At 65.9% G+C, this 20,497-nt stretch carries 14 protein-coding genes; 7 read left to right on the top strand and 7 right to left on the bottom strand.

The features are described from left to right. Nucleotides 1-31 precede the first annotated feature (31 nt). The 5 genes from WIT60_RS08495 (at nt 32) to WIT60_RS08475 (ending at nt 7,142) form a co-directional block, all read left to right on the top strand. Nucleotides 32-2,686, top strand: coding sequence for a DNA topoisomerase III (locus tag WIT60_RS08495; RefSeq protein WP_339583508.1), 2,655 nt, complete (start codon nt 32-34; stop codon nt 2,684-2,686). 71 nt (nt 2,687-2,757) lie between these two features. Next, on the top strand, nt 2,758-3,828 hold the full coding sequence (gene pstS / locus WIT60_RS08490) for a phosphate ABC transporter substrate-binding protein PstS (protein ID WP_339583507.1): 1,071 nt from the start codon (nt 2,758-2,760) through the stop codon (nt 3,826-3,828). A gap of 60 nt (nt 3,829-3,888) precedes the next feature. Continuing rightward, nucleotides 3,889-4,929 carry a protein-methionine-sulfoxide reductase catalytic subunit MsrP gene (gene msrP / locus WIT60_RS08485; RefSeq protein ID WP_339583506.1) on the top strand — a complete coding sequence of 347 codons (1,041 nt, stop codon included), beginning with the start codon at nt 3,889-3,891 and terminating at the stop codon, nt 4,927-4,929. After that, entirely contained in the window at nt 4,929-5,561 is a 633-nt protein-coding gene (gene msrQ / locus WIT60_RS08480) for a protein-methionine-sulfoxide reductase heme-binding subunit MsrQ (RefSeq protein ID WP_339583505.1), read from the top strand. The genes msrP and msrQ overlap by 1 nt, the downstream gene beginning before the upstream one ends. 87 nt (nt 5,562-5,648) lie before the next feature. After that, nucleotides 5,649-7,142: a diguanylate cyclase domain-containing protein gene (locus WIT60_RS08475; RefSeq protein ID WP_339583504.1), complete on the top strand. Its 1,494-nt coding sequence runs from the start codon at nt 5,649-5,651 to the stop codon at nt 7,140-7,142. A 1-nt stretch (nt 7,143) separates the two neighbouring features. Here WIT60_RS08475 and WIT60_RS08470 read toward each other — a convergent pair whose 3' ends face one another. Genes WIT60_RS08470 through WIT60_RS08460 form a run of 3 tightly spaced genes read right to left on the bottom strand, consistent with a single transcriptional unit; the run spans nt 7,144 to nt 9,834 of the window. Then, nucleotides 7,144-8,460, bottom strand: a complete 1,317-nt coding sequence (locus WIT60_RS08470) for a sensor histidine kinase (RefSeq protein ID WP_339583503.1) — start codon at nt 8,458-8,460, stop codon at nt 7,144-7,146. After that, nucleotides 8,447-9,130, bottom strand: coding sequence for a response regulator transcription factor (locus WIT60_RS08465; protein ID WP_339583502.1), 684 nt, complete (start codon nt 9,128-9,130; stop codon nt 8,447-8,449). Before WIT60_RS08465 ends, WIT60_RS08470 begins: the two co-directional genes overlap by 14 nt. Further along, nucleotides 9,130-9,834, bottom strand: coding sequence for a PepSY domain-containing protein (locus WIT60_RS08460; protein WP_339583501.1), 705 nt, complete (start codon nt 9,832-9,834; stop codon nt 9,130-9,132). The genes WIT60_RS08465 and WIT60_RS08460 overlap by 1 nt, the downstream gene beginning before the upstream one ends. A gap of 112 nt (nt 9,835-9,946) precedes the next feature. On the opposite strand from WIT60_RS08460, the gene WIT60_RS08455 reads away from it, so the two are divergent. Continuing rightward, the gene (locus WIT60_RS08455; protein WP_339583500.1) at nt 9,947-11,131 is read left to right on the top strand and encodes a DUF5666 domain-containing protein; all 1,185 of its coding nucleotides are present in this window, start codon (nt 9,947-9,949) and stop codon (nt 11,129-11,131) included. A 55-nt stretch (nt 11,132-11,186) separates the two neighbouring features. Here WIT60_RS08455 and WIT60_RS08450 read toward each other — a convergent pair whose 3' ends face one another. Beyond that, nucleotides 11,187-17,207, bottom strand: coding sequence for an excinuclease ABC subunit UvrA (locus tag WIT60_RS08450; RefSeq protein ID WP_339583499.1), 6,021 nt, complete (start codon nt 17,205-17,207; stop codon nt 11,187-11,189). 169 nt (nt 17,208-17,376) lie between these two features. Between WIT60_RS08450 and WIT60_RS08445 the strand changes: the two genes are divergently transcribed. After that, nucleotides 17,377-18,462: a GGDEF domain-containing protein gene (locus tag WIT60_RS08445; protein ID WP_339583619.1), complete on the top strand. Its 1,086-nt coding sequence runs from the start codon at nt 17,377-17,379 to the stop codon at nt 18,460-18,462. Between the two features lie 21 nt (nt 18,463-18,483). Here the strand turns inward: WIT60_RS08445 and WIT60_RS08440 are convergent, their stop codons facing one another. From WIT60_RS08440 to WIT60_RS08430, 3 genes are all read right to left on the bottom strand, one after another. Beyond that, a complete protein-coding gene (locus WIT60_RS08440) occupies nt 18,484-18,906 on the bottom strand; it encodes a universal stress protein (protein ID WP_339583498.1) in 423 nt (140 codons plus the stop codon). 64 nt (nt 18,907-18,970) lie between these two features. After that, nucleotides 18,971-19,750 (bottom strand): metallophosphoesterase, encoded by a 780-nt coding sequence (locus tag WIT60_RS08435; protein ID WP_339583497.1) that lies wholly within the window; start codon nt 19,748-19,750, stop codon nt 18,971-18,973. A gap of 18 nt (nt 19,751-19,768) precedes the next feature. Next, nucleotides 19,769-20,488: a UPF0149 family protein gene (locus WIT60_RS08430; protein WP_339583496.1), complete on the bottom strand. Its 720-nt coding sequence runs from the start codon at nt 20,486-20,488 to the stop codon at nt 19,769-19,771. Nucleotides 20,489-20,497 lie beyond the last annotated feature (9 nt).

Raw genomic sequence — 20,497 nt, 5'->3', positions numbered from 1 at the left:
GTATGAACGGTTTGCATATATAAACACGCCCATGAGCAAAGCCCTGGTCATTGCAGAAAAACCTTCGGTTGCCCAAGACATCGTGCGCGCGCTGACGCCGGTGGATGGCAAGTTCGAGAAGCACGATGAATACTTTGAGAGCGAGCACTATGTGGTCAGCTCCGCCGTCGGCCATCTGGTCGAGATCAAGGCGCCCGAAGAGTTCGACGTCAAGCGCGGCAAGTGGAGCTTTGCGAACCTGCCGGTGATCCCGCCGCACTTCGATCTGAATCCGATCGACAAGAGCAAGGGGCGCCTCAATGCCCTGGTCAAGCTGATCAAGCGCAAGGACGTCACCACCCTGATCAACGCATGTGACGCGGGGCGCGAAGGGGAGCTGATCTTCCGCCTGATTGCGCAGTACGCGCAGGACAGCACGGCCACGACGCGGGCCAAGGGCCTGGGCAAGGAAGTCAAGCGCCTGTGGCTGCAGAGTATGACGCCAGCGGCCATCCGTGAGGGCTTCGAGTCGCTGCGCACCGATGAGCAGATGCTGCCGCTGGCCAGTGCCGCGCGTTGCCGCTCCGAGGCCGACTGGTTGGTGGGCATCAATGGCACGCGGGCGATGACGGCGTTCAACTCTCGCGACGGCGGCTTTTTCCTGACCACCGTGGGCCGGGTGCAGACCCCGACGCTGTCCATCGTGGTCGAGCGCGAAGAAAAGATCCGCAAGCACGTGTACCGCGATTACTGGGAAATTCGCGGCAGCTTTGATGTGGCCGCGGGCAGCTACGACGGCAAGTGGTTTGACCCGGAGTTCAAGAAGGCCAAGAACGCGGCAGAGGGCTCGCAAGAGGCCGAGCTGAAGGCCGACCGCGTCTGGTCGGCGGCCGAGGCGCAGGCGATTGCCGATGCGGTGCGTGGTCAGGCCGGCACGGTGACGGAAGAGGCCAAGCCCAGCAGCCAGTCCAGCCCCTTGCTGTACGACCTGACGACGCTGCAGCGTGAGGCCAACTCGCGCTTCGGTTTCAGCGCCAAGACCACGCTGTCGCTGGCCCAGGCGCTGTATGAAAAGCACAAGGCGCTGACCTACCCGCGTACCGATTCGCGTGCGCTGCCCGAGGACTACCTGGGCGTGGTGAAGGACACCATGGACATGATCGCCAACGAGGATCTGCCGGGCCCGCTGCGCGAACTGGCCATGCACGCCCGCAAGGCTGTCAACGATGGCTATGTGAAGCCCAACAAGCGCGTCTTCGACAACGCGAAAGTGTCGGATCACTTTGCCATCATCCCGACGATGCAGGCGCCGCGCAGCCTCACCGAGGCCGAGGCCAAGCTGTACGACATGGTGGTCAAGCGCTTCATCGCGGTGTTCTACCCGGCGGCCGAGTTCATGGTCACAACCCGCATCACCAAGGTGCCGGCCGCGGGCAAGGTGCATCACTTCCAGACCAACGGCAAGGTGCTGGTCAAGCCGGGCTGGATGGCCGTGTATGGCAAGGAGGCGGCTGAAGAGGGCGACGACACCAACCTGGTCGCCGTGCAGCCTGGCGAGGCTGTGCGCAACGAGGACGTGGTCGTCAATGCGCTCAAGACCAAGCCGCCCGCCCGCTACACCGAAGCGACGCTGCTGAGCGCCATGGAAGGCGCCGGCAAGCTGATCGACGACGAGGAGCTGAAGGCGGCGATGACCGAGAAGGGCCTGGGCACGCCAGCGACCCGCGCTGCCATCATCGAAGGCCTGATCACCGAGAAGTACCTGTTCCGCGAAGGCCGCGAGATGATCCCCACGGCCAAGGCTTTCCAGCTGATGACGCTGCTGCGCGGCCTGGGCGTGGAAGACCTGACCAAGCCCGAGCTGACCGGCAACTGGGAATTCAAGCTGGCCGAGATGGAAAAGGGCCGCCTGAGCCGCGAGGCCTTCATGGCCGAGATCGAGGCCATGACCCAGCGCGTGGTGCAAAAGGCCAAGGAATACGACCGTGACACCATCCCGGGCGACTACGCGACGCTGAGCACGCCCTGCCCGAACTGCGGCGGCGTGGTCAAGGAAAACTACCGTCGCTTCACCTGCACGGGCAAGGGAGGTGGCGATGCCGAGGGCACCACCGGTTGCGGCTTCAGCATGACCAAGATCCCGGCTGGCCGCAGCTTCGAGCTGCACGAGGTGGAGCAACTGCTGCGCGACCACAAGATCGGGCCGCTGGAGGGCTTCCGCTCGAAGGCCGGCTGGCCGTTCACGGCCGAGTTGCGCATGGTGCGCGACGAAGAGTCGGCCAACTGGAAGATGGAGTTCGACTTCGGCGAGGACGCGAAGAAGGACGAGGGCTCCGGTGAGGCCGTGGACTTCAGCGCGCAGACCAGTCTGGGCGCTTGCCCCAAGTGCGGCGGCCATGTGTACGAGCACGGCGCCAACTATGTGTGCGAGCGCACCACCGGCACGCCCACCTGCGACTTCAAGAGCGGCAAGATCATCTTGCAGCAGCCGGTGACGCCGGAGCAGATCACCAAGCTGCTGACCACGGGCAAGACCGACCTGCTGGAGAGCTTCGTGTCCAACAAGACGCGACGCAAGTTCAAGGCCTTCCTGAGCTGGGATGCCAAGACCGGCAAGGTGGGCTTCGAGTTCGAACCGCGTGCCGCCAAGGCGCCGGCTGCCAAGAAGACTGCAGCGAAGAAAGCCGCCGCCAAGAAGGCAGCGTGATCGGTCGGTCGTCACACGGCTGACGCATTGCCCTTGTACATTCCGCCCGGATGAATCGGACATGGATGTACATGGCAATGCAGCGGTGCCGCGCCTGGGGCGCGCAGTGGTGGTTGGGCGGTGTGTTGGCGCTGTGCGCCTGGGTGATGCCGGCGCAGGCGGATGTGGTGATCAAGGGGGCGGGTGCGACCTTCCCTTCTCGGGTTTATGACCGCTGGACTGCACAGTTCATGCAGGAGAACCGTGGCGTGGCCCTTCAATACCAGGGCACGGGTTCGGGCGATGGCATTCGACAGGCCAAGGCCCGCACGGTTCACTTCGGTGGCACTGACAACCCTTTGAGTGCGGCACAACTGACCGAGCACAAGCTGGTGCAAATCCCCCTGCTGGTGGGCGGCTTCGTCCCGGTGGTGAACCTGCCCGGGGTGCGGCCCAACGAGTTGGTACTCAGCGGTGAGGTGCTGGCAGACATGACCCGTGGCGTCATCACGCGCTGGAATGACGCGCGCATCGCCGAGTTGAACCCAGGCTTGTCTTTGCCGGCCTTGCCTGTGGTGCGGGTGGTGCGTGAGGACAAATCGGGGTCCACCGAGGTGTGGGTCCGTTATCTGGCTGATTCCTCGCCTGCCTTTGCCAAGGCCGTGCCCATCAGCCAGAAGCCCGCTTGGCCGGCGGCCACCCTGCAGGCCAAGGGCAACGATGGCGTGTCGGCGCTCGTCAAGGCCACGCCGGGCGGCTTCACGTATGTGTCGTACGACCGCGTTGTGAAGGACAAGTTGGTGGGCGCGCGCTTGCGCAACCGCAAGGGCCAGATCCTGAGCGCTTCGGAGGCAGGTTTCCGAGCGGCCATCCTGGCCTCGGACGTGTACCGCAAGGCCGATGACACGGCCAGCTTGCTCAATCGCCCACGGCCTGACGCCTGGCCCATCACTTCGACGAGTTTTGTCTTGCTGGACGCGCGCCCGACGAAGATGGGCGAGGCGGACTGGACCGCGCGCTTCGTGTACTGGTGCTTCATGCACGGGGATGAGCTGACCCGTGGGACGGGCTTTGCGCCCTTGCCCGCGACGGTGCAGGCCCGCTTGGCCGGTCGGCTGATGCAAATCCGAGGCCCTGCTGGCGAGTTGACCAAATTTCAGTGAGCCTGCGCCCGCTGGGCGCGAGGTGTAAGGTGCAGCCTTCATTCCCGGTGGAGTTCGGCCATGCCTTTGATCCTGACTTCTCAACACGCGGCACACCCTGACAGCGGGCAGGTGCACCCCGTTCCCAGCGAGATCACGCCGCGTGCGCTGTATGCCACCCGACGGCAATGGCTGCGCGATGCCGTTTTGCTGGGGAGTGGGGGGCTGGCCGCTTCGTCTTGGTCTGGCGCCTTGGCGCAAACTTCTGCTCCGGTCAGTGCGGCCACGGTCACGCGGCCGGGCAAGCGGGCGGCCTTGCCGGCGGTGCGCAGCAGCGTGCCGGGGGCGTTGGCCGTGGACAAGCTCACGTCCTATGAGCACATCACCACTTACAACAACTTCTACGAGTTCGGCACCGACAAGTCGGATCCGGCCGAGTACGCTCACACCTTGAGGACCCGCCCGTGGACGCTGAGCATCGAGGGGGAGGTGGGGCGCCCCTTGAAGCTGGGCTTGGATGATTTGCTCAAGCTGGGCGCGATGGAGGAGCGCATTTACCGTCTGCGCTGTGTGGAGGGCTGGTCCATGGTGATCCCCTGGGTGGGGTACTCGCTCTCGACGCTGCTGCAGCGGGCACAGCCCACCAGCCGGGCCAAATTCGTCGAGTTCATCAGCTTGGCGGATGCGCAGCAGATGCCCGGCGTGCGCAGCAGCGTGCTGGACTGGCCGTATGTGGAGGGCTTGCGCATTGACGAGGCCATGCACCCGCTGACGCTGATGGCCTTTGGCCTGTATGGCGAGGTGCTGCCGCCGCAGAACGGTGCGCCGCTGCGTCTGGTTGTGCCCTGGAAGTATGGGTTCAAGAGCGCGAAGTCGATTGTGACCATCCGTCTGACTGAGAAGCCCCGCCCGTCGAGCTGGATGCTGGCCAACCCGCGTGAGTACGGCTACTACTCGAATGTGAACCCGACGGTGGACCACCCACGCTGGAGTCAAGCCACGGAGCGCAGAATCGGGGAAGGGGGGCTGTTTGCACCGCGCAAGCCCACCTTGATGTTCAATGGCTATGGCGCCCAGGTGGCGCAGTTGTACGCGGGCATGGATTTGAGGAAGTTCTACTGATGGCCTTGTCGATGGCGAACCAATGGTTGCTCAAGCCCTGGGGCAAGCCGGTGTTGTGGGTGGTGTGTGCGGTGCCGGCGCTGGCTTTGCTGGTGGGCGCTTTGACGGATGGTCTGGGTGCGAACCCCGCGCAGACGCTCATTCAGGAAACGGGGGAGTGGGCTTTGCGCTGGCTGTGGCTGACCCTGTTGGTGACGCCTTTGCGTGAGATGGCCGCTTTGCCGGCGCTGTTGCGCTACCGGCGTACGCTGGGCGTGACGGCCTTTGTGTACGCTGTGCTGCACCTGCTGTCGTACGCCTGGCTGGACAAGGGCTGGGTGCTCGATGACATCGTGGCCGACGTGTTCAAGCGCAATTTCATCCTCGTTGGCATGCTGACCTTCCTGGTGATGTTGCCGCTGGCGATCACCTCCTTCAATGCCGCCATCCGTGCCCTGGGCGGCCGAAAGTGGCAATTGCTGCACAAACTGGTCTATGCCGTTTCTCTGCTCGGTTTGCTGCACTTCTACCTGAAGAAGGACGCCAAGAACGACGTGAGCGAGGTCATGGTCTATGCCGTGATCCTGGCGTTGTTGCTGGGCTGGCGGGTTGTGCGCCGAGGGGGTGTGCTGGCGATGCTGCGCGTACGCTGAGGCACCGTGTGCAGCCTGTACAGAATGTGCTGAACGCTGACACATTCACGGCCGCTGTGGGCGACAATGTCACCATCGCTGCCGCACATGTTCCCCATGTTCTTGTCGAAGCTCTCCAGCCGGTCCAGCGCCCTGAAGGTGGCGGTGGTGTTGTTTCTGCTGTTCGACTTTGCCGCCTTGGGTTTGAACGTGTGGCTCTCGGTGAAGATCGAGCGCGAGGCAGTGGGCATCAACCTGGCCGGGCGCCAGCGCATGCTGTCGCAGCGCATGGCCAAGGTGCTTTTGCAGATGGAGGATGCGCATCGGGCGGGTGAGAGCCTGGCTGGCCCCATGCAGGAGCTGGCGCTGACCACGGAGCTGTTCGACCAGACCTTGCAGGGATTTTGGGCTGGGCGAGACACGGAGGGCGGGCAGGGCGAGCGGGTCAGGCTGGAGCCGGTGGCCGACCCCGACACCCGTCGTCTGGTGGCGCAAGCCATCGAGATCTGGACACCCTATCGCGAGCTGAGTCGAGCCGTGTTGACGTCTTCCCCAGCGCAGTTGCCGGTCGTGCTGCCGCCGGTGGTGGCCTACGCCAAGACGCACAACCTGGCTTTGCTCTCGCTGATGAACGAGCTCACCACCGAGTTGGAGGTGTTGACCCGCCGGGAAGCCAGCCGCATTCGCTGGTACCAGGGCATCACCTTCATGCTGGCCTTGCTCAACTTTGCAGGCGTGTTTGCGGTCTACCAGCGACGCATTCGCCATGCGCACGAACAGCAGGACCTGCTCGACGAGGTGATCCACAAGGTGGCGGCCTGTGTGCTCGTGCTGGACGAGGATGGCACGACCATCGTCAAGAGCAACCGCATGGCCGAGCGCCTGTTTGGGCGAGACCCCGGAGCGTTGCTGGGCTTGCCGCTAGACCAGTTGATCCAGCAGCGAGAGGGTGAGCCCGTGGGCGTGCGTCTGGACGGGAGCACCTTTCCGGTGGTGGCCGAGCGGCATCCCGCCTTTCTGCATGGGCGTCGCCTGTTCGTGGAAACCGTGCAGGACGTGACCGAGCAACGCCGCACCGAAGCCCATCTGACCGAACTGGCCTATCACGATGGCCTGACGCAGTTGCCCAATCGCTTGCTGTTCGAAGACCGTCTGCGCATGGAGATGGCGCGGGCACGTCGCCACGGCCAGCAGATGGCGGTGCTGTTTGTCGATCTGGACCGCTTCAAGCTGGTCAACGACCGGCACGGACACGAGATGGGCGATTTGCTGCTCAAGAAAGTGGCGAAGCGCCTGGTGGGCTGCGTGCGGGAGAGCGATACGGTGTCGCGTCGGGGCGGGGACGAGTTCACCGTCATCCTGGGAGACGTGCACGGCCCCGAGGACGCAGCCTGTGTGGCCCGTCACATCGTGGAACGGATGCAGACACCTTTCCATGTGCACGGTGAGGTGTTGCAGATCGGGGCCAGCGTGGGTATTTGCATGTTCCCCTCCGAGGCTCAGGATGTGAGCGCCTTGGTGAAGGGGGCCGACGAGGCCATGTACCGTGCCAAGGAGCAGGGGCGTGGGACCTGCTGCTTCTACACGGCGGACCAGGGCTGATTCAAGGCAGGCTCAGATAGGCGGCCAGGCCGCCTTGCGGGCTGGCCTGCAAGCGCAGGGCGCCCCCGTAGGTCTCGGCGATGTCTTGCACGATGGCCAGTCCCAGACCGTGTCCGGGCACCTGTTCGTCAAAGCGGCGGCCCCGCTGGATCGAAGTCTCTTGCTGAGTGGGACTGAGGCCCGGTCCATCGTCGGCCACGCACAAGGTCCAGCCCTTGTCTTGTGGATGGAGTTGGAGATGGACCCGGCTGTGTGCCCATTTGCCTGCGTTGTCCAGCAGGTTGCCGGCCATCTCTTCCAGATCGGATGAGGCGCCTTGCCACCGCAAGGTGGGGGGCAGTGTGGCCTCCCACTGCAAGGCACGCTCGCCATGGATCTGCCGCATCAAAGTGAGCACGCGCTGGAGCACGGGGACGACATCGATCGCCTGCTTGCTCCCGGCCCCACTGGCGAAGCGGGCCAGGTGCCGGTCAATGCTGTCGGACATGGTCTGAACTTGCTCGCGCAGCAGCGGGCCGGGCACGTGTTCGGCCTGAGCCTGCAGGCTCAACTGCGCCAGGGGCTTCTTGAGCGCGTGGCTGAGGTCGGCCGCTTGGTGGCGCGCCCGTGCGACCACCTGGGCGTTGCGATGCAGCACGTCGTTCATGGACTGGGCGATGGGGGCCAGGTCGGGGCCGTAGTCGCCGCTCAGGGTGTCGCTGCGCCCTGCGTGGACCGCCTGAAGGGCCTGCTGCAGGCGACGCAGGGGGGCAAGACCCAGTTGGACCTGTGCGATGGTCCAGCCGATGACGGCGAGCAGGAAGCCGCCTTGGGTGAGCAGCAGGATCTGGTCGATGCGGCGCCATTCGGATTCGATTTCCTGCAGGGGCACGAACACGTACAGGCGTGCCGCTTGTCCGTCCAGGGTGAGGTCGGTTCGCTGGCCAAGGATAGGCTCGCTGCGCGGATCGGTCAGGCGGGACAGGCCCACGCGCTGGGGCAGGGGCTGCGCGCGGTTCAGGTTCAGTGTGTCATCCCACAGGGAGCGCGAGCGCCAGGTCTGCTCCCCTTGCTGGACCACCCAGTACCAGCCGGAGAAGATCTGGCCAAAGGCGCCCTGATCGAGGGCCCCATTGCGCAGGGCGCTGGTGCCGCTGGTTTGCAACTCGGCCAGCAGGCGCTCGGTGTGGTCCTGCAGGCCCCGCTCACCACTGCGCAGCACGACCTCGTGCAACTGGGTGCGCATGACCCATCCACCCACGCTGGTGCACAGCCATGCCGCGAACAGGCTCAAGGCGATCAGTCGGGTCGACAGGCGCCAGGGTTCATGCCAGCGCATCAGGGTCCTCTTTCAGGGCCAGGCGATAACCTCGTCCGCGCTCGGTGTGGATCAGCGTGTGGGGGCTCAGCTTGCGGCGGATGCGGCCAATCAGGACGTCCAGGGTGTTGGAGTCCGGGTCCAGGTCGCGCGCGTAGACGTGCTCGGCGATGTCGGCGCGGCTGACGACCTGGCCCGCACGCTGGATGAGGTGCGCGAGGATGCGCTGCTCCTGGGCCGTGAGGGTCAGGTGGCGTTCATCGAGCTGGAAGCGGTCGGCGATGGTGTCGTATCGCAAGGGGCCCACGGTGACGATGGGGGTGGCACGTCCCTGGTGGCGGCGATGCAGCACCCGCAGTCGGGTGACGACCTCGTCTTCGAGGAAGGGCTTGGTGAGGTAGTCGTCCGCACCGGCCTGGAAGGCATCGAGCTTGTCGCTCCAGCGTGAGCGTGCGGTGAGGACGAGCACCGAGAAGTGCTGGCCTTGCTCGCGCCAGTGGCGCAAGGTGGAGAGGCCATCCTGGCCCGGCAGCCCCAAGTCCAGCACAGCGGCGTCGTAGCGCTCGACACAGCCCAGCACCTGGGCCTGATGGCCGTCATGACAGACGTCGGGCACCATCCCGGCGTGCTGCAGCGCCTGTCGCAGGGCGCGGGCCAGCACTTCGTCGTCTTCCACAATCAGGACGCGCATCAGCGGATCTCGTGGGGCTGCAGGGTGCGGCCGGTCTGGGCATCCACCCAGACTTCCTGGGTGCGACCGTTGGGCAGTCGCATCTCGACTTCGTACAGCCATGGGGGTTGACCGCCCCGCTTGAGTTCCACTTCGCTGATGTGGGCCTGAAAGCGTTGGGCCAAGGCCTCCAGCAGGGGCGGCAAGGCCACGAAGGTGGCCTGCAGGGCAGGGTCAAAGCGGCCCTTGCGCAGCACCTGACCCGTGATGGCGTCGATGCGCAAGGCGATGTCGCGGCCATCGGTGCTCAGCAACTCGATCTCGTACACCGGCCGCTCGCCGCGCTCTTCTTCGAGGTCTGCTTTGACGATCAGGCCGCTGTGTTGGGACTGAACCTGCCGCAAGACCTGGGCCATGGGCAGGAGGCGGCCCGTGCTGTGCTCTGGCTTCTTGATCTCGCGACCGGTGACCGCATCAACGTACAACTCGATGCGCTGCTGTTGCGGGGTCAGCAGCTTGATCTCATACCAGCGCTGGCCTTGAGGGCCTTGCTCCAGTTCGACGTCCAGCACCCGTCCGGGGGTGCGTTGCTGTACGAGGTGGAGGATGTCGCTGAGCGGTTTGACCTGACCGGCCTGCACGGCACGCCGGATCTCGTCCTGACTGGTGGCGGCCAGGGCCGTTGCGCACACGAGGGGCAGCAGGCAGGCAAGGAGGCGGTTCATGCGCGAAAGCTTATCGCAGCGTCCTTAAACCGTCCATGAACGAGTGGTTCAGCCTGGATTCAGGATGCGTTTTTGACAATGCGTGCATCTTCACTTTTTGCAGGATACGTTCATGTCTTGTTTTCAGTCTTGGTCCAAATCGGGTGCTTGGGGGCTGGCTGCGGTGTCACTGGCGGCACTGGCCGCTTGTGGTGGTGGGGGCGGCGGTGACGCCAACGCGGCCACGCCTTCAAACTTTGCACAAGGCAGCATCGAGGGCTTTGGATCGATCATTGTCAATGGGGTGCGCTATGACGAGACACAGGCGCGCGTGAGCAGCGATGAGGGCGCCACCTTGGCGAGCGAGGCGCTCAAGCTGGGCATGGTGGTCGAGGTGCTGGCCTCGGCACCCACGGCATCACCCACCGGCTTGCCGACGGCCAAGGCCTCGGCGGTGCGCACACGCAGCGAAGTGGAGGGACCGTTGACGGCCATCGCGGGCGACATGCTCACGGTGCTGGGGCAGTCTGTGCGCCTCACCCCGGCGACGTTCTTCGACGATGACCTGGTGAATGGCCGAACGAGTCTGGCCGTGGGGCAGCGGCTTGAGGTCTATGGGCATGTGGGGCAGGATGGGGTGCTGACGGCCACCCGCATCGATCTCGAAGACGACACGGACGATTACAAGCTGCGTGGGACGGTGACGGCGCTGGACCCGGTCAACCGAACGTTCAACATCGGCGGTGCGACCTTGTCTTACGCGTCGCTGGCCACACAGCCAGCCTTGGCCGAGGGGCAGGTGGTCGACGTGCGTTTGGCCACGGGTCAGCAGGGCGGCGCGTGGGTGCTCACCCGATTGCGTGCGCCCACCAGTCTGGTGGCCGGACAGTCGCTGAAGGCCGAGTTGGAGGGGGGGGTCAGTGAGGTGATGTACCAGGGCGCACAGATCACGGGCTTGGTGGTCAATGGGGTGCGGGTGGACACCGCCAGCGTGACCTTGCCGGTCGGCTTGGCCCAGGGCAGCCTGGTCGAGGTGGAGGGCCGACTCCATGACGGCGTGTTGACCGCGAGCAAGGTGGAGCGCGAGCAGCGTCTGGACGGTGATGAGGGCTTCGAAGTCCAGGGGCGCATCACCGCACTGGACACCGTTCAGAAGACCTTTGAGTTGCGCGGAGTGAAGGTGAAGTACAACGACAGCACGCGCTTCGAGGACGGTGGCCTCGCGCAGTTGGCGCTCAATGCCAAAGTCGAAGTCAGCGCGACGCTGGAGGCGGATGGGCGCACACTGCTGGCCACGGAGGTCGAGTTCGACGACTGATCTGCCGCATGCTCAGGGTGGGCGATGGCCATGCAGCGTGCCATCGCCCACACACTCATTGCGAGCGTGGGCGGTGCAACACCCCCTTGAGCGCCATCCCCGTGTGGGTCTTGCGCTTGACGATCTCATCGGGTGAGCCTGCGGCGGCGACCTTGCCGCCCCCGGTGCCGCCTTCCGGCCCCATGTCGATCACCCAGTCGGCTTCGGCGATCACATCCAGATCGTGCTCGATGACGATGACGCTGTGGCCGCCGTCGACCAGGCGGTGCAGCACGCGGATGAGCTTTTCCACATCGGCCAGGTGCAGGCCCACGGTGGGCTCGTCGAGCACATACAGGGTGTGCGGTGCCTTCTGGCCACGACGCGTGATGTCGTCGCGCACCTTGCTGAGCTCGGTCACCAGCTTGATGCGCTGGGCTTCACCGCCGGACAATGTGGGTGAGGGCTGACCCAAAGTGAGGTAGCCCAGGCCCACGTCCTGCAGCAGCTTGAGCGGGTGCGCGATGGAGGGCATGGAGGCGAAGAACTCGACGGCCTCGTCCACCTCCATTTTCAGCACGTCGCCGATGTGCTTGCCGCGCCAGGTGGCGGCCAGCGTTTCGGGGTTGAAGCGCATGCCGTTGCAGGTGTCGCAGTGCACTTTCACATCGGGCAGGAAAGCCATCTCGATGGTGCGGATGCCTTGACCCTCGCAAGCCGGGCAGCGGCCTTCGCCGGTGTTGAAGCTGAAGCGGCCCGCTGCCCAGCCGCGGGCGCGCGCTTCGAGCGTGTCGGCAAACAGCTTGCGGATGGTGTCCCAGAAGCCGATGTAGGTGGCCGGGCAGGAGCGGGGGGTCTTGCCAATCGGCGTCTGGTCCACTTCGAGCACGCGGTCCACCGCGCCCCAGCCTTCAAGGCCATCGCATCCGGTCCATTGCGGCAGCGAGGTCCCGCGCTCCTTGAAGGGGATGCTGACGGCCGCGTGCACGTTGGCCAGCAGCACATCGCGCGCCAGCGTGGACTTGCCGGAGCCCGACACACCGGTGACCGCAACCAGGCGTTGCAGCGGCACCTGCACGTCCACGCCTTGCAGGTTGTGCAGGCGGGCGCCTTTCAGTTGCAAGTGCGGTGTGCTGGCGTCCACGGTGCGGCGACCGATGGCCTGGCCCTCGGCATCGACCCGCAAGGGGTGTTGCATGGGGGCACGCAGACAGCGTCCGGTGACCGAGTCGGGCGCATCCATGATGTCTTGCACGCTGCCCTGCGCGACCACCGTGCCGCCGCGCACGCCGGCGCCGGGGCCGATGTCGATGACGTGTTCGGCGCGGCGGATGGTGTCTTCATCGTGCTCGACCACGACCAGGGTGTTGCCCTCGGCGCCCAGGGTGTGCAACGCGTCGAGCAGCAGCTGGTTGTCGCGCGGGTGCAGGCCGATGGTGGGCTCGTCGAGCACATAGCAGACGCCTTGCAGGTTGCTGCCGAGTTGCGCGGCCAGCCGGATGCGCTGGGCCTCGCCGCCCGACAGCGTGGGCGCGGCGCGGTCCAGGCTGAGGTAGCCCAGGCCGACCTGCTCCATGAAGGCCAGGCGTGACTTGATCTCGCTGACGATGTCGCGGGCGATCGTCGCTTCGCGCCCATCGAGCTTGAGCTTGTCGGCCCACTTGCGTGCGTCCTTGACGGCCAGCGCCGACAGCTCGGCAATCGACTGGCCGCGCAGCTGCACGGCCAAAGCGACGGGGTTGAGGCGCGCGCTGTGGCAGGTGCCGCATTCGGCGTCGGTCACGTCTTCCACATCGGGTTCGGCAAAGGTCTGCTCGCGGCCGGACTCGCGACCCTTCTTGTCGTCGGGCTGCGAGTCGTCCATCACCTTGCGCTGTTCGCGCGTCAGGGCCAGCCCCGTGCCCACGCAGTCGGGGCACCAGCCGTGCTTGCTGTTGTAGCTGAACAGGCGCGGGTCCAGCTCGGGGTAGCTGGTGCCGCAGCTGGGGCAGGCGCGTTCGGTGGAGAACACCTTGACGCGGCCCATGCGCAGTGTGGACTTGCCGGTGGCCAGCGCCTCGGCCAGGCCTTCCAGCCCGGTGATGAGGTGGACCACACCCTTGCCGTGCTCCAGCGCCTGGGCCAGCAGCTCGCGCAGGCGTGGCTCGTTCTCGGGCGTGACCACGACGTCGCCCACCGGCAGCTCGATGGTGTGCTCGCGGTAGCGGTCGAGCTTGGGGCCCTTGGCCGTGCCCCAGCCTGCCGTGGGCAGGAACTCGCCATCCACGCGCAGGTGGTCGAAGCCCTTGCTCGACGCCCACTTGGCCAGCTCGGTGTAGAGGCCCTTGCGGTTGACGACCAGCGGCGCCATCAGTCCGATGTGCTGGCCGCGGTAGTCGCGCACCCATTGGGCCGCGATGGCCTCGGGCGTTTGCGGCAGGACCGGGATGGGGTGGCCGTCTTCGTCGACGCAGGTGGTGCAGTGCTGAGTGCCCAGCTTCACGAACAGCAGGCGCAGGAAGTGGTGCACCTCGGTGGTGGTGCCCACGGTGGACTTGCGGCCGCCGCGCGACAGGCGCTGCTCGATGGCGACGGTTGGCGGGATGCCATAGACCGCGTCCACCTCGGGGCGGCCGGCCGGCTGCACCAGTGAGCGTGCGTAGGCGTTGAGCGATTCCAGATAACGGCGTTGACCCTCGGCGAACAGGATGTCGAACGCCAACGTGGACTTGCCCGAGCCCGATACGCCCGTGATGACGTTGAACTTGCCGCGCGGGATGTGCACGCTCAGGCCCTGGAGGTTGTTCTCGTGCGCGTTGACGACCTCGATGCTGTCGTGGCCGGGCGCGCTGGCGGCACGGGCGCGGCGCTCGTCGCGGCGGGCCTTGATGAGGGCCTGCAGCGAAGGGCCGTCTTCGGTGGTGTCGCGACCCAGGTGGTAGGCCGGGGCTTTCTCGGCCACCTGCAAGACCTGGGCGGCGTTGGCAGCTTCCCCGCGGTCTGCCGAGGCGGGCAGGGCCGGCACCTCCAGGCCCAAGGCCTGTTCGTATTCGCGCAAGGCGATGGCCGTGTGGGTCTGACCCAGGCGCAGCTGCTCCGGCGGGCCGTAGGCCACCAGCTGGCCACCTGCGTCGCCCCCCTCGGGGCCCAACTCGATCAGCCAGTCGCACGCCCGGATCACGTCGAGGTTGTGCTCGATCAGGATGATGGAGTGGCCCGCGTCCAGCAGCTTGGCAAAGGCACGCATCAGCTTGGCGATGTCGTCGAAGTGCAGGCCAGTGGTCGGCTCGTCGAACATGAAGAGCGTGCCCTTGCGGGCGAGCTTCTGGCGCGACTTGCTGGCCTGCTGCGCGGTCTCGACCAGATGGCCGGCCAGCTTCAAACGCTGCGCCTCGCCACCCGACAGCGTCGGCACCGGCTGGCCCAGCTTCACATAGTCCAGGCCCACATCGGCCAGCGGTTGCAGCGCGCGCACCACGTCCACGTCTTGCGCGAACAGGCGCACGGCTTCGGCCACGGTCAACTCCAGCACGTCGGAAATGCTGAGCTTCTTGTTGAGTCGCTCGATGGTGACCTCGCGCACCTCGGCGCGGAAGCGGGTGCCATCGCAGTCCGGGCAGCGCAGGTAAACGTCCGACAGGAACTGCATCTCGACGTGCTCAAACCCGGAGCCGCCGCAGGTCGCGCAGCGGCCCGTGCCCGCGTTGAAGCTGAAGGTACCGGCGGTGTACTTGCGCTCGCGCGCCAGCGGTGTCACGGCAAACAGCGTGCGCATCGCGTCGAACGCGCCCACATAGCTGGCCGGGTTGGAGCGGGCCGTCTTGCCAATCGGCGACTGGTCGACGAAGTTGACCGCGCTCAGCCAGTCGGCGCCCAGCAGTTCGTCGTGCTCGCCGGGCGAGTCGGTGGCCAGGCCGAAGTGGCGCAGCAGGGCGGGGTGCAGGATGTCCTGGATCAAGGTGGACTTGCCCGATCCGCTCACACCGGTCACGCCCACCAGACGTTGCAGCGGGAACTCGATGTTCAGGTTCTTCAGGTTGTGCTGTCGCGCGCCTTGCAGGATCAGGCGCGGCGTGTTCTCGGCCACCGGGCGGCGCAGGCCCAGGCCGATGGTGCGGCGCGCGCCCAGGTAGGCGCCGGTCAGCGTCTCGGCCTGCTTGAGCTCATCGGGTGAGCCATCGAAGACGATGCGACCGCCCTGATGGCCGGGGCCGGGGCCCATGTCGATGACGCGGTCGGCGGCCAGCATCACGGCCGGATCGTGTTCGACCACGACGAGCGTGTTGCCAGCATCGACCAGGCGCTGCATGGCCACGTTGATGCGATCCATGTCGCGTGGGTGCAGGCCGATGGAGGGCTCGTCCAGCACGAACAGGGTGTTGACCAGCGAGGTGCCCAGCGCGGTCGTCAGGTTGATGCGCTGCACCTCGCCGCCCGACAGGGTGCGGCTTTGGCGGTCCAGCGTGAGGTAGCCCAGGCCCACGTCCACCAGGTACTTCAGGCGGGTGCGGATTTCGTCGAGCAGCAACTGCAGGGCCTCGGCGTCTTCCTGATGGGCCAGCGTGACAAACGAGAAAAAGCGCTGCAATTGCGAGATCGGCAACAGCATCACATCGTGTAGGTTCAGGCCAGGCAAGGCTTCGAGCACGTCGCGGGGCAAGGCCGCACCGTGGGGCTTGAAGCGCTTGGCCGGGGCCAGCACCGCATCGGCGTCTTCGCGTGAACCCAGGCGCCACAGCAGCGACTCGGTCTGCAGGCGCGCGCCCTCGCAGGTGGGGCAGGGCGTGTAGCTGCGGTATTTTGACAAAAGCACGCGGATGTGCATCTTGTAGGCCTTGCTCTCCAGGTACTCGAAGAAGCGTTTGATGCCGTACCACTGCTTCTGCCACTGGCCCTTCCAGTTCGGGTCACCGTCGAGCACCCAGGCCTTGTGCTCGGGCGTCATCTGCGACCAGGCCAGGTCGCGCGGTACCCCGGCTTCGCCCGCGTACTTGATCAGCTCTTCCTGGCACTCGGCCCAGGCCGGGGTCTGGATGGTCTTGATGGCACCGCCGCGCAATGTCTTCTTGGCGTCGGGGATGACGAGGCCCCAGTCCACGCCGATGACGCGGCCAAAGCCGCGGCAGGTCGGGCAGGCGCCGGCCGCCGAATTGAAGGAGAACATGCCCGGTGTGGGCGCGCTGTAGCGGCGGTGGCTGTCCGGGCAGTGCAGGCCGGCGGAGAAGCGCCACAGCTCGGGCTCGGTCTCGTCGCCCGATTCGGGCAGGGCGTAGACCGTGATGTGGCCGCTGCCACGCTTGAAAGCCACTTCCAGTGCTTCGATCACGCGGGGGCGGTCCAGATCGGCCCCGCTCGGGTCGGCGCCGATGCGGAAGCGGTCGGCCACCACGTCGAGCACCAGACGCTCGTCGTCCTCCAGCTCCGTGCTGGCGGCATCCTTCGCCTTCTTGCTGGCTTTCTTCGCCGCAGGCTTCTTCTTGGCCGCTGCGCCTTCCTCGTCCAGCGAGGCCGCCACCTGCGCACTGGTCAACGCGGCCGAGGGCAGGTCACGTGCCTTCACCACGCGCTGCGCCTGGATGCGCGAAAAGCCGCTGACCGACAGCCATTCCTCCATCTGCGCGGGCGTGGTGTGGGCCGGCAGCACCGCCCCAAAAGTGACCACCACGCGGCGTCCACCCGGCGTGGCCGCACAGCGTCGCAGCAGCTCGGCAAACACCGACTGGGGCGTGTCTTCGCGCACCAGCTGGCCGGTGTCCTGGTCGAACAACTGCGCCCCCCGCGCGAACAGCAGCTTGAGGTGGTCGTTCAGCTCGGTCATCGTCCCCACGGTCGAGCGCGAGGTGCGCACCGGGTTGCTCTGGTCGATGGCTATGGCCGGGGGCACGCCCTCCACGCGGTCCACGGCGGGGCGGTCCATGCGGTCGAGGAACTGGCGGGCGTAGGCGCTGAAGGTCTCGACATAGCGGCGCTGGCCTTCCGCATACAGCGTGTCGAACACCAGCGAGGACTTGCCCGAGCCGCTGGGCCCCGTCACAACCGTCAGTTCACCCGTGTGGATGTCGAGGTCGAGGTTCTTGAGGTTGTGCTGGCGGGCGCCTCGGATGCGGATATCGGACATGGGTCACCTTCTAAGGGTCTGCCGCAGGGAGATACCGCGGCATGAGCGCGCAAACATTCTAGAGACGCCAGAAAGTCACGACCTGTCGGGGGACAAATATGTTGGCGACAGCGTGGCGTCAGGGGCGTTGGGATAATGGGTTTCTGCTCAGGAGAGTGAATTGCGTTTCGTGATGGATCTGCTGTTGGGGCGCGAAGCCCGGCAACGGGGTTATGTGCTGCGGACCTTGCTGGCGGCCTCCGGCTATCTGATCGGGGTGCTGATCGCCGAGGTGGCGGTGTCGATTGGCGTGGCCGAACTGGGTCCGGCGCGGGTGTTTCAGGCTGCGGCGCTGACGGCCGGCCTCATCAGCTACGCCATGGTGCGCTGGGGCTGGACGCGCAGTTTCCGTGATCCGGCCATGACGATGACACAGATGCTGGTGGGGCAGACCATGGCCGTGGTGGCCTACGTGCTGCTGCACGAGTTCCGCGGCGCCCTCATCGGCTTGAGTGTGGCCGTGACTTCTTTTGGCACGTTCAGCCTCTCGCGTGAGCGTCAGTGGGCGATGAGCCTGTACGCCTTGCTCACCATGGGGGGCGGCATGCTCTGGATGAGTGTGCGGGATCCGATGAACTTCCCGCCCGAAGTCGAGGCGGTGCACTTCCTGGTTCTGCTGATCCTGCAATTCATGGCCGCCTTGCTGGGCGCCCAGTTCGGTGAGATGCGTCGGCGCCTGCGCAGTCGCAAGCGTGAACTCGAAGACGCCTTGGAGCGCATCCAGGAACTGGCCAACCGCGACAGCCTGACCGGCCTCTACAACCGTCGCTACGCGCAGGAGTTGATCGACCACCATGTGCACCTGAAGGAGCGCAACGGGCGTCCCTTGGCGATGGCCTTGATCGACCTCGATCACTTCAAGCAGGTCAACGACCAGTATGGCCACGCCCTGGGGGACCGGGTGCTGCAGACCTTTGCGCAGCAGGCACGTCAGGTCACACGCGATGCCGACATCGTGGCGCGCTGGGGGGGCGAGGAGTTCCTCATCGTCATGCCGGAGACCTCGGCCGATGGGGCAGCGCTGCTGGTGGAGCGCTTGCGTGAGACGCTGTCGGTCTTGGCCGTGAGCGACGAGGCGCCAGCGTTGCGCATCGCGTTTTCAGCCGGCATCACCTCGCACCGCGCGGGGGAACACACCGACCAGACGGTGCAACGTGCCGACGAGGCCTTGTACGAGGCCAAGTCGGCCGGTCGCCACCGCAGTGTGGTGGCCTGAGCCACCCAACCGGGCGCGTGTTCAGCGCACCAGCAACACCGGGGTCTTGCAGGCGGCCATGACCTTGGTCGCCACCGAACCGGCCACCAGGTTCATGAAGTTGCTGTGGCCGTGAGAGCCCATGATGATCAGGTCGTACTTGCCCTTTTCGGCCATCTTGGCGATGACGTCGGGGGCGTGGCCGATCTTGCCCTGGTAGGACGTGGCCAGGTTGTGCTTGGCCGTGAACTTGCGGATGGGCTTGAAGATGGCCTCGGCCGTGTCCTCGTAGTAGGACTTGAGCTGGTCAGCAGGGAACATGGCCGCGGCATGCGGCGGGATCTGCGGCACCACCGTCAGCACGGTGAACTCATGCTGGCCCGTCAGCCACTCGTCGTGCGTGGTCAGCCAGGCGAGCATGCGCTTGGTGTAGGAGCTGCCGTCCACGGGGAGCAGGATCTTCATGGATGTTCCTCGGTTGTGTCTGTAGAAAAAACTGGTCATGCCAGCACAGCGTTCAGTCTAGATCCTAGACCCGAACGCAACATCTGCCATCGTAGCCGTCTGATTCGTTTTTGTGACCGTGACCGCGTGCGTTGCTGACCACGCGCGTGACGCCACGCTCGTGCGGGACCAGGTAGTCGTGTCGGCAGTGCAAGTGGCCGTGGATCCACAAGGCGGCGCCGGGCATCAGGTCATCGTCGGCATTGCAAAAGCTCGCGGTGCCGGGTTGGCGGCCGTAGCGCGGGTCGGCGCTGAGCAGGCTGGGGCCGAAGTGGGTGATGACCACGGTGGCGTTCCAGGGCTGTTCGGCCGTGGGCACCATGGCCAGGGTGTCGGCCAGCCATTGCCGGCAGCGCAGGGCCTCGGTGCGCACGGCTTCGGGGCCGAAGGGCTCACCGCCCCTCGTGGCCCGCATCACCTTGACGAAATAGCTCGCCGCCCGCATGGCGCGGGGCCGCTGGTCTTCACCGAACAGGTCGAAATCCGACCAGCGGGTGGTGCCGAGAAAGCGGATCACCCGGCCATCGGGGGCGGTGACGAAAGCAGTTTCGCGCTCCAGCAGGGTGATGCCCAGTTCGCGGGCGCGCTCACGCAAACCGGCCAGCGCGGCGTCCACGTCACGACCGTCGAACTCGTGGTTGCCGGGCACGAACAGCACCGGCACGGGCCAGTTCGCAAAGCGCGACAGACCCTGCCAGCTACTGTCCACATCGCCGGCCAGCACCAGCAAGTCGGCGCCGGGGGCAGGCAGGGGCGTGAAGTCTTCGGTCTCCAGGTGCAGGTCAGACAGCACCTGGATCGTCAAGCGACCATCCGCGTGCAATCAGTTGGCCCCGTGGCAGTTCTTGTACTTCTTGCCGCTGCCGCAGTGGCAGGGGTCGTTGCGGCCGAGCTTGGGGTGCTCGCGGATCACGGTCTCGACCTTGTGGCTTTCGGCCAGGCCGATCTGGGCCAGGTCCACCACGTCGAACACCAGGGCTTCGATGGCCTCGTCCAGGTTCTTGAGCGGGTGCTCTTCGTCCAGGGCTTTGGTCAGGGCCTGCTGGGCTTCATCCTGTTCGGGCAGGTGGCGCCAGATCGAGTCCAGCAGGTCGGGCACGCCCGACAGCGCGGCCTCTTCCAGCTGCGGGAAGTTGGCCAGCGCCCACTCGAAGCCGGCGGCCCAGTAGCCGATGCCTTCCAGCGCGTCCTTGCCTTCGACCGGCTTGCCGTCGTCGTCTTCGATCATCGGCACGATGGGGTCGAACCAGCCGTCTTCCAGGATGCCGCGCAGGATCTCGTCCTTGCGGCGAGTGATCAGGCTGACCAGGCGGTCGTGTTGCGCTTCGCTCCAGCCTTCAATGCCGGGCTCGGGCATGCCCTCGGTGCCGAAGATCGGCGGCAGCCAGTCTTCCGGCTGAAGCAGCACGGGCTGCACCAGCACACCGGCCAGGTAGCCGTCCAGGATCACGGCATCCACGGTTTCAAAGGGTGCGGGCACAGCGGCCAGCAGCTCGTCGATTTCGTTGATCTCGGCGTCGGTGAGCGCAGGCGTCTTTTTCATGGTCGGGCA

Source organism: Aquabacterium sp. G14, from assembly GCF_037482285.1.
Lineage (GTDB): Bacteria > Pseudomonadota > Gammaproteobacteria > Burkholderiales > Burkholderiaceae_C > Aquabacterium.
Note: the sequence above shows the minus strand (reverse complement) of the source record. Positions and strands in the feature narration are given on the sequence as shown.